This is a genomic window from Streptomyces lacaronensis (assembly GCF_047337785.1).
GTDB lineage: Bacteria > Actinomycetota > Actinomycetes > Streptomycetales > Streptomycetaceae > Streptomyces > Streptomyces lycopersici.
On record NZ_JBLHDK010000003.1, the window covers coordinates 2,578,073 to 2,588,657 of the forward strand.

The 10,585-nt window shown below is 67.0% G+C and carries 1 protein-coding gene; it reads right to left on the minus strand.

Going from position 1 to position 10,585, the window contains the following annotated elements:
• Nucleotides 1-39 precede the first annotated feature (39 nt).
• Nucleotides 40-10,584, minus strand: coding sequence for a type I polyketide synthase (locus tag ACMTAK_RS11125; protein ID WP_413812856.1), 10,545 nt, complete (start codon nucleotides 10,582-10,584; stop codon nucleotides 40-42).
• Between the last annotated feature and the right edge of the window lies 1 nt (nucleotide 10,585).

Sequence of the window (10,585 nt, forward strand, 5' to 3'; positions counted from 1 at the left end):
TAGAAGATGTGGGCCAAGGGTCCAGAGGAGCTATACGTGTTACAGGTCGCCGTCGAGGAGTTCGAACAGCTCCTCATCAGTCGCTGCTTCGATGCTCTCGGCGTCGGTGACGTCACCCGTGCCGCGCTTCTTGAACTGAGTCAAAACATCCGTCAATCGACCAGCCGCCATGGAATGCTCCTCGTCGGCCAGGGAAACGTTGCCGAGCATCGTGTGGAGCTTCTCGATTTCCGCCAGCACGCCGTGTGCGCTGTTCCGTTCCGTTTTCGAGGCACTGTCGCCGAGGCGTGAGGTCAGATACTTCGCTAGGGCTATGGGAGTCGGATGATCGAAGACCACGGTAGTAGGCAGCCGAAGGCCTGTTGCCGTACCGAGGTGATTACGTAGTTCCACCGCGGTGAGGGAATCCAAGCCCATTTCGAGGAGCCCGGCCTCCGCGTCGATGTCGTGGGGATCGGTTCGTCCCAGCACGGTGGCAAGGTGGGTACGGACCAGGTCGAGCAGCAGTTGCTCCCGCTCTTCGGGAACCGCCATGGCGATCCGCTCGCGCCACTCGGTGCCCGAGCCACCACCGTGCCCGGCCGCTGCCTTCCGGACCGGCCCGCGCACCAACTGACGCAGCACCGGCGGTACCGGCACCGGCCGATCCCCCAACGCCTTCAGGTCCATCCGCACCGGCATCACCGCAGCGCGGCCCACCTGCATCGACCGATCAAACAGCGCCAAGGCATCTTCAGTGGCCATCGGCACGATTCCCGAGCGATGAGCACGGGCCGCGTCAGCAACGCTGAGGTTTTGGGTCATCCCGCTGGCCTGTGCCCACAGGCCCCAGGCGAGGGAGAGGGCGGGCAAGCCGTGGGCGTGGCGGTGTTGGGCCAGGGCGTCGAGGAAGGCGTTGGCCGCCGCGTAACTCCCCTGCCCGCCAGCCCCGAGTGTGGCCGCGACGGAGGAGTACAGCACGAACGCCTCCAAGCCCATGTCCTGGGTCAGCTCATGCAGATGCCAGGCCGCATCCACCTTCGGCGCCAGCACCCGCCGGACACGTTCCTCGGTCAGTCCCTCCACGACGCCGTCGTCAACGACCCCCGCGGTGTGCACCACACCCCTGAGCGGCACCTCCGCCGGAACACCAGCCAGCAGCTCACGTACCGCTTCGCGATCGGCCACATCACACGCGGCGACCGTGACCGACGCCCCGGCCGCCTCCAGCTCGGCCACCAACTCCGCCGTCCCCGGGGCATCCGGACCCCTGCGGCTGGCCAGCAGCAGATGCTCCACGCCGTGCTCAGCCACCAGGTGCCGGGCCACCACGCCCGCCAGCGCACCCGACGCCCCCGTCACCAAGACCGTCCCGCCCGAGACCAACGGCGCAGACGCCTCGGAGGCCGTCGCGGGCTTGATCACGCGAGACAAGCGCGGGACCAGGACGGTCTCGCCCCGCACCGCCAACTGGGACTCCTCACCACCGACGAGCGCCCGCACCACCGCGTCCGCTGCAGCAGGGCTGATCTCGTTGCCATGGTCGGGGTCGTGGTCCAGCAGGAGGAACCGGCCGGGATTCTCGGTCTGCACCGACCGCAACAGACCCCACACCGGAGCCTGCACCAGACCCGCAATGCCCTCACCCACCCCAGGTGCAACCGCACCACAGGTGACCACCACCAGACGAGAAGCAACCAACCGCTCCTCATCCAGCCACCGCTGCACCGAAGACAGCACAGCGGACAGCGCCTCTCGCACCCCGACAACCACGTCCTCGCCACCGCTCGTCGGGCAGGACAGCACTACGGTCCCGGGTATGGCCTCACCCTCATCGAGCGCGGTGATCAACGCGGACATGTCCTCGTACCGGGCGCACGCCCCGCCCGCACGCACCACCGCCTCACTCAGCCCGGCATCCGGCCCTACGAGCGCCCACGAACTCTCAGCAGCCGATGCCCGGGGAGAGTCCAGAGGTTGCCAGTCCAGCTGGAACAGCGAGTCGTAACGGCTGGTCTGGGCGGCCTGCAGCCGCTCAGCTGAGATGGGCCGCAGGGCCAGGGACTCGATGGACACCACCGGCTGGCCGGCTGCGTCCGCCACCTCCAATGCCACCGCGTCCGACCCCGCCCGGGTCAACCGCACCCGCACCACCGACGCACCCGAGGCATGCAACCGCACCCCCGACCACGCAAACGGAACACGTACGGCTTGCTCGTCCTCGTCCTTGTCCGAAGCGATCAACGCCACCGCATGCAAAACGGCGTCCAGCAACGCCGGATGCACCCCGAACCGCTCCGCCTCACCCACACACTCCTGCGGAAGACGAACCTGAGCGAACACCTCCTCACCACGCCGCCAGACCGCCTCCAACCCCCGAAAAGCCGGACCATAACCAAACCCACGCTCAGCGAGCCCGGCATAGAACCCCTCCGGATCGGACATCACCGCCTCAGCGCCCACCGGAGGCCACTGCTCCAACACCACTCCACCACCAGCAGCAGACTCCCCCGCCACGAGCAACCCGCTCGCATGAGAGCTCCACACCCCGTCGACCACATCTGGACGAGACCGCATCTGTACGCTGCGACGCCCGTCCTCTTGTGCCTCGCCGACCACAACCTGAAGGTGGACGCCGCCCCGCTCCGTAAGGATCAGCGGATCCTGAAGAGTGAATTCCTCCACCGCGGCACAGCCCACATGAGCCGCGGCGCTCAGAGCCAACTCGACCAGTGCCGCTCCCGGCACCAGCGCCGATCCCAGCACTCGATGATCAGCCAGCCATGGATGCGTCTCCAGCGACAGGCGCCCAGTGAGGAAGACCCCACCGCCGGCGGGCGGCTCCAGAGCGGCTCCGAGCAGTGGGTGTTCGACGATTTCCAGGCCGAGGTCGGTCGCGTCGGCCGTGTGGTGCGGGGCCTCGAGCCAGTAACGCTGCCGCTGGAAGGCGTAGGTGGGCAGCTCCAGGCGAGCTCCCGGGGCGTTGCTCTCACCGAGCGCGGGGGCCCAGTCGATAGACGCGCCCGTGGTGAACTGCCTCGCCAGGCAGGTCAGCACGGCGTTCACCTCGGGCTGGTCCCGGCGCAGGGAGGCGATGACCTCCGGCTCATTGCCGGAACCAGGATCGTTGTGGTGGGCGAGGCAGTTGTGGGCCATGGCGGTCAGAACGCCATCCGGTCCCAGTTCCACAAACCGTGTCACCTGACCGTCCTCGGCCAGCCACTCCACACCCGGCCCGAACAACACCGCCTGCCGCACATGACGCACCCAATACTCCGGCGAACACACCTCCTCCGCCTCTACGGGCCTACCCGTCACATTCGAGACCACCGTCACCCGCGGAGGAGCAAACGACAGCCCCTCCAGCACCTGCCGGAAACCATCCAGCATCGGCTCCATCAACGCCGAGTGGAACCCATGCCCCACCCGCAGACTCTTCACCTTCCGGCCCAGACCACGCCAATACTCAGCCACCCGGGCCACGGCAGCCCCCTCACCAGAGACCACCACCTGATCCGGCCCATTAACCGCCGCAACCTCCACCACACCGCTGAGCCCGGACCGGGCCCGCAAGTCCGCCAGAGCCTGCCCCATCTCCTCCACGCCAGCCTGGACCGAGGCCATCGCCCCACCAGATGGCAGATCCTGCATCAGCCGCCCCCGGGCCGCGACGAGCGTGCAGGCATCCTCCAACGACCACACCCCCGCCACATACGCCGCCACCACCTCACCAATCGAATGCCCCGCCAGGAAATCCACCCGCACCCCGAAAGACTCCATCAACCGAAACAGCGCCACCTCCAACGCAAACAACCCCGCCTGCGTAAACACCGTCCGATCCAACAACCCCCCACCGTCAGGAACAGCCACGTCGGCAAAGACCACCTCCCTCAACGGCCGCTCCAACAACCCATCAAACCGCGCACACACCTCATCGAACGCCGCCGCGAACACAGGAAAGGCCTCATACAACTCCCGCCCCATGCCCGCCCGCTGACTCCCCTGACCGGAGAACAACACCGCCACACGCCCACCCGACCGCACACGCCCAGTAACCACACCACCACCAGCGCTCGCCGTGCTCGCGGTCTCGCCCTCCGCCAGGCCCTTAAGCCCAGCCTCAACCTCGTCCACATCCGAGCCCAGAACCACAGCGCGGTGCTCGAACACCGCACGCGAACTGACCAGAGCACGCCCCACACCCACCACATCCACACCACCACCAACAGCCTGGGCACCACGCACGTACTCCAGCAACCGACCCGCCTGAGCCGCCAACGCCCCCGCACTACGCCCCGACACCACCCACGGCACCACCGCAGACGGCACACCCCCACCACCGGAAACCACCTCCACGTCCATGGCCTCATCCACCGGCGCTTCCTCAAGGAGAACGTGGGCATTGGTCCCCGAGACGCCAAAGGAGGACACACCAGCCCGCCGCACCCGCTCCCCACGCGGCCACGCCACAGCCTCAGCCAGCAGCTCAACCGCACCCGCATCCCAGTCCACATGCGAGGACGGCTGGTCCACATGCAAGGTACGCGGCAGCGCCTCCCGATTCAGGGCCATGACCATCTTGATCACACCACCCACACCAGCAGCCGCCTGCGTATGACCGATGTTCGACTTCAACGACCCCAACCACAACGGCCGACCACCCTCACCACGCTCCCGCCCATACGTGGCCAGCAGCGCCTGCGCCTCAATCGGATCACCCAACCGGGTCCCCGTCCCATGGCCCTCAACCGCATCCACATCCGCCGCCGACAACCGCGCATTCGCCAGCGCCTGCCGGATCACCCGCTCCTGCGACGGACCATTCGGCGCCGTCAACCCATTCGACGCACCATCCTGATTCACCGCAGAACCACGCACCACCGCCAACACCCGATGCCCCCGAGCCCGAGCATCCGACAACCGCTCCAACAACAACACACCAACACCCTCACCCCAACCAGTGCCGTCCGCCGCCTCGCCATACGCCTTGCACCGACCATCGGCCGACAGACCACGCTGACGGGAGAACTCCACAAACGTCCCCGGCGTCGACATCACCGCCACACCACCCGCCAACGCCATCGAACACTCACCACCACGCAACGCCACACTCGCCTGATGCAACGCCACCAGAGACGACGAACACGCCGTATCCACCGTCACCGCAGGACCCTCAAGCCCAAACACATACGCCACACGCCCGGACATCACACTGGCCGTATTGCCTGTCATCACATATCCGTCAGCACCACTCGGCACGGTCGAGAAGCGAGCCAGGTAATCCTGGTTATTGGCTCCGATGAACACGCCGACGGGCGTTCCCGTCAGTTCGGAAGGGTTGATCCCAGCAGTTTCTATGGCCTCCCAAGACGTCTCCAGCAGCAGCCGCTGCTGCGGATCCATGGCCGACGCCTCACGCGGAGAAATACCGAAGAACTCCGCATCGAAGCCCGCCGCGTCGTCGAGGAATCCGCCGCTCATCGCATAGGTCTTGCCGGACCGATCGGGATCCGGGTCGTAGAGGTTCTCAAGGTCCCAGCCACGGTCGGAGGGGAATCCGGAGATCGCGTCCACCCCACCGGCTACCAGGTCCCACAACTGCTCGGGCGAACCCACGCCACCCGGGTACCGGCACGCCGCCCCCACGATGACGACGGGGTCAGTGCCTGCATCGTCCTCCGCCTGATCTCCTGGAGGCGTGGCCACGGGCCGCCTGCCGGAGGTTTCAGCCCCGTCTTCCCCGAACAGTCGCACCCGAAGATGGGCGACAAGAGCAGCAGGGGTGGGATGGTCGAAAACCACTGTGGTGGGCAGGGCCAGCCCGGTAACAGCATTGAGCCGGTTACGCAGCTCAACCGCCGTCAGGGAATCGAATCCAAGATCCTTCAGAGCGCGGTTCGCGGCGATATCTCCGGCGTCGCCATAATTCAAAACGGCCGCGATATGTGTGCGAACCAGCTCGACCAGCAACCGCTCCCGTTCCTCAAAAGAAGCCTCGGTGAGTTGCGTCAGCCAGGCAGACGTATTCTCCCCCGCCGACGGACGAGTCTCCTCGATCGCCCGCGCCGCCTCCGGCAGATCCATCAGCAGCGGGCGAGTGCGGGCCGCGGTGAATCCCGGAACAAAGCGCTCCCAGTCCACATCGGCCACGGTCACCGATGCCTCGTCCGCCTCCCATGCCTGCTGCAATGCCATGACAGCCAGTTCCGGTGGCATCGATCGCAGTCCGCGACGCCGCACCATCTCCTCGGCGGCGTCGACCACAGCCATACCGGCATCGGCCCATGCGCCCCATGCGATCGAGGTCCCGGCCAATCCGAGAGCCCTGCGGTGTTCGGCCAGGGCATCGAGGTAGGCGTTGGCGGCCGCGTAACTGCCCTGCCCGCCACTCCCCCAGGTAGCGGCGGCCGAGGAGAACAGCACGAAGGCGTCGAGCTCCCTCTCCCGAGTCAGCTCATGGAGGCATCGCGCGCCCGTCACCTTCGCATCGAGCACATCGGCGAAGCTCTCCAAGCCGGTCTCGACCACCGGTCGAAGGTCGCCGCCTGATCCGGCGGTGTGCACCACCGCGGACAGCGGGTATTCGTCGGGAAGAGCGGCCAGCAGAGTACGTACCGCTTCCCGGTCGGCGACATCGCATGCGGCCACGGTCACGGAGGCTCCCGCGGCCTCCAGCTCGGCCACCAGCTCGGCTGCTCCTGGAGCCGCGGGTCCGCGCCTGCTGACCAAGAGAAGGTGTGCCGCTCCCGCCTCGGCCAGCCAACGAGCGACATGCCCGCCCAACGCGCCGGTGCCACCTGTGATCAGCACCGTGTCGCGCGGCCGCCAGGCCCCGCCGAGCGCGGCGCTCGGCTCTCCGGTCCGGGCCCGTACGAGGCGCCGTACAAAGGCTCCCGACGTCCGAATCGCGACTTGGTCCTCACCGGCGGAGGAAGCGAGGGCAGCAAGCCATCGCCGTGCCGCCCGGTCATCCAGCACATCCGGGAGGTCGATCAGACCACCCCACGATTGAGGGTGTTCCAGTCCGATGACCCGGCCGAGTCCCCACACCATCGACTGCACTGGCGAGGGCAGCGCATCGGAACGGCCTACCGCGACAGCGCCCCTGGTCATCAGCCAAAGGGGCAGGTCCATAGCAAGGTCGCTGAGCGCGTGGACAAGGGTCAGCGTCGCCGCCGCGCCGGCTGGAGCCGCTTGGTAAACGGGTTCCGGTCCTTCGTCCAAGGCGAGGAAGGACAGCACCCCGGCCACGGAGGTCGTACCGCCCTCGGTGTCTTCCTCGGCGTCATGGCGGGCGACGGCGGCACGAATGTCCTCGGCCAGGGCCACCCGGTCGGCTCCAGCACCGGCGGATACCTCGAGAGGCACCACGGACGCCCCGCTGCGGGCCAATACGGTGAGGGCGTCGTGAACCCACGTCGTCATGGCGCGGGATCCAGCAGGCACAACAGCAAGCCATGGCCCCGTGGGCTTCGGGTCGGCACCGCCACTCGCGCCGGACTCAACGATCGGCTTCCATACGACCCGATAGCGCCAGTCATTGACCGTGGAGCGCCGGTTCTCCCTACGATGCCAATCCGCCAGAACAGGCAGAGCCTCATGGAACCGGGGCTCACGTTCGTCGCCTGCCAGTCCCAGAAGGGCCGACACCGCTTCGGTGTCCTGCTCATCCACGGCAGACCAGAAGCGCGACTCTTGGGCCGACGCCGTCGTGGTCGGGCCTTCGACGGTCTTCGCCTGGGCCTCGGGCCAGTAGCGTTGACGTTGGAAGGCGTAGGGGGGCAGATCCAGGCGAGCCTGCGGGGCGTTGCTGTCGCAGTCGCCGAGTACGGGGGCCCAGTCGATGGGGGCGCCGGTGGTGAACTGCCGTGCCAGGCAGGTGAGTACGGCATTGACCTCGGGTTGATCCCGGCGCAGGGAGGCGATGACCTCCGGCTCAGCGTCAGAGCCGTCCTCGGTTTCGATGTGGTGGGCGAGGCAGTTGTGGGCCATGGCGGTCAGGACGCCGTCGGGTCCCAGTTCCACAAACCGTGTCACCTGACCGTCCTCGGCCAGCCACTCCACACCCGGCCCGAACAACACCGCCTGCCGCACATGACGCACCCAGTACTCCGGCGAACACACCTCCTCCGCCTCTGCCGGTCGACCCGTCACATTCGAGACCACCGTCACCCGCGGAGGAGCAAACGACAGCCCCTTCAGCACCTGCCGGAACCCGTCCAGCATCGGCTCCATCAACGCCGAGTGGAACCCATGCCCCACCCGCAGACTCTTCACCTTCCGGCCCAGACCACGCCAATACTCGGCCACCCGGGCCACGGCAGCCCCCTCACCGGAGACCACCACCTGATCCGGCCCATTAACCGCCGCAACCTCCACCACACCGCTGAGCCCGCCGGACTGGGCCCGCAAGTCCTCCAGAGCCTGCCCCATCTCCTGTGGCGTGGCCTGGACCGAGGCCATCGCCCCACCACCAGGCAGGTCCTGCATCAACTGCCCCCGGGCCGCGACGAGCGTGCAGGCATCCTCCAACGACCACACCCCCGCCACATACGCCGCCACCACCTCACCAATGGAATGCCCCGCCAGGAAATCCACCCGCACCCCAAAGGACTCCATCAACCGAAACAGCGCCACCTCCAACGCAAACAACCCCGCCTGCGTAAACACCGTCCGATCCAACAACCCCCCACCGTCAGGAACAGCCACGTCGGCAAAGACCACCTCCCTCAACGGCCGCTCCAACAACCCATCAAACCGCGCACACACCTCATCGAACGCCGCCGCGAACACAGGAAAGACCTCATACAACTCCCGCCCCATCCCCGCCCGCTGACTCCCCTGACCGGAGAACAACACCGCCACACGCCCACCCGACCGCACACGCCCAGTAACCACACCACCACCAGCACCACCGACGGCAGCCGCCGCCAGCCTCTGAAGCCCGGCGGTCAGCTCCTCCACATCCGAGCCCAGAACCACGGCACGGTGCTCGAACACCGCACGCGAACTCACCAAAGCACGCCCCACGCCCACCACATCCACGCCACCACCATCAGCCTGGGCACCACGCACGTACTCCAGCAACCGACCCGCCTGAGCCGCCAACGCTTCCGCACTGCGCCCCGACACCACCCACGGCGTCACACCACCACCGGAAACCACCTCCTCACTCGGGGCTTCCTCTGCCGGTGCTTCTTCGAGAACGACGTGGGCGTTGGTTCCGGACACGCCGAAGGAGGACACACCCGCCCGCCGGACCCGCTCCCCACGCGGCCAAGCCACAGCCTCGGTCAGCAGCTCCACCGCGCCCGCATCCCAGTCCACATGCGAGGACGGCTGGTCCACATGCAAGGTACGCGGCAGCATCTCCCGGTTCAGGGCCATGACCATCTTGATCACACCACCCACACCAGCAGCCGCCTGCGTGTGACCGATGTTCGACTTCAACGCTCCCAGCCACAACGGCCGACCGTCTTCCCGACCCTGCCCATAGGTGGCCAGCAGCGCATGTGCCTCGATCGGATCGCCGAGCTTCGTTCCGGTGCCGTGCCCCTCGACGGCGTCCACGTCCGCTGCCGACAGCCGGGCGTTGGCCAGCGCCTGCCGGATCACCCGCTCCTGCGACGGACCATTCGGCGCCGTCAACCCATTCGACGCACCATCCTGATTCACCGCAGAACCACGCACCACCGCCAACACCCGATGTCCCCGCACCCGAGCATCCGACAACCGCTCCAGCAACAGCACACCAACACCCTCACCCCAACCCGTACCATCCGCCGCCTCGGCAAACGCCTTGCACCGGCCGTCGGCCGCCAGGCCACGCTGACGGGAGAACTCCACGAATGCGATGGGTGTGGACATCACTGTCGCCCCACCAGCCAGGGCCATCGAGCACTCACCACTGCGCAGCGCCACACTCGCCTGGTGCAGGGCCACCAGCGACGAGGAACACGCGGTGTCCACCGTCACCGCCGGACCCTCAAGGCCGAACACATAGGCAAGGCGGCCGGACATGGCACTGGCCGTGTTACCCGTCAGAAGGTACCCATCACCGTCTTCGGCGTCGTGCTGGAACCGCGAAAGGTAGTCCTGACCATTGGCTCCGATGAATACCCCGACTGGTGATCCGCTCAGCTCGGAAGGGTTGATCCCGGCAGCCTCTATGGCTTCCCAGGACGTCTCCAGCAGAAGCCGCTGCTGCGGATCCATCGCCAGCGCCTCACGCGGAGAAATACCGAAGAACTCGGCATCGAAATCCGCCGCATCATGCAGGAACCCGCCACTCACGGCATAGGTCTTCCCAGGCCGGCCTGGATCCGGATCGTACAGATCCTCCAGCCCCCACCCACGATCGGCAGGGAACCCGGAGAGCGCGTCTGCCCCGTTGGCCAGCAGAGTCCAGAGCTCATCCGGTGACGCGGCATTCCCCGGATACCGGCAGGCCATGCCGACGATGGCAATCGGTTCGTGTGCACGGTCTTCCAACTCACGCAGACGCCCACGGGCATCGCGAAGGTCGGCCGTAGCACGCCGCAGATAATCGAGAGTCTTCTCGTCAACCGACATGGTTCTATCCCGCCTTCCTTTACGCCCGGAGATC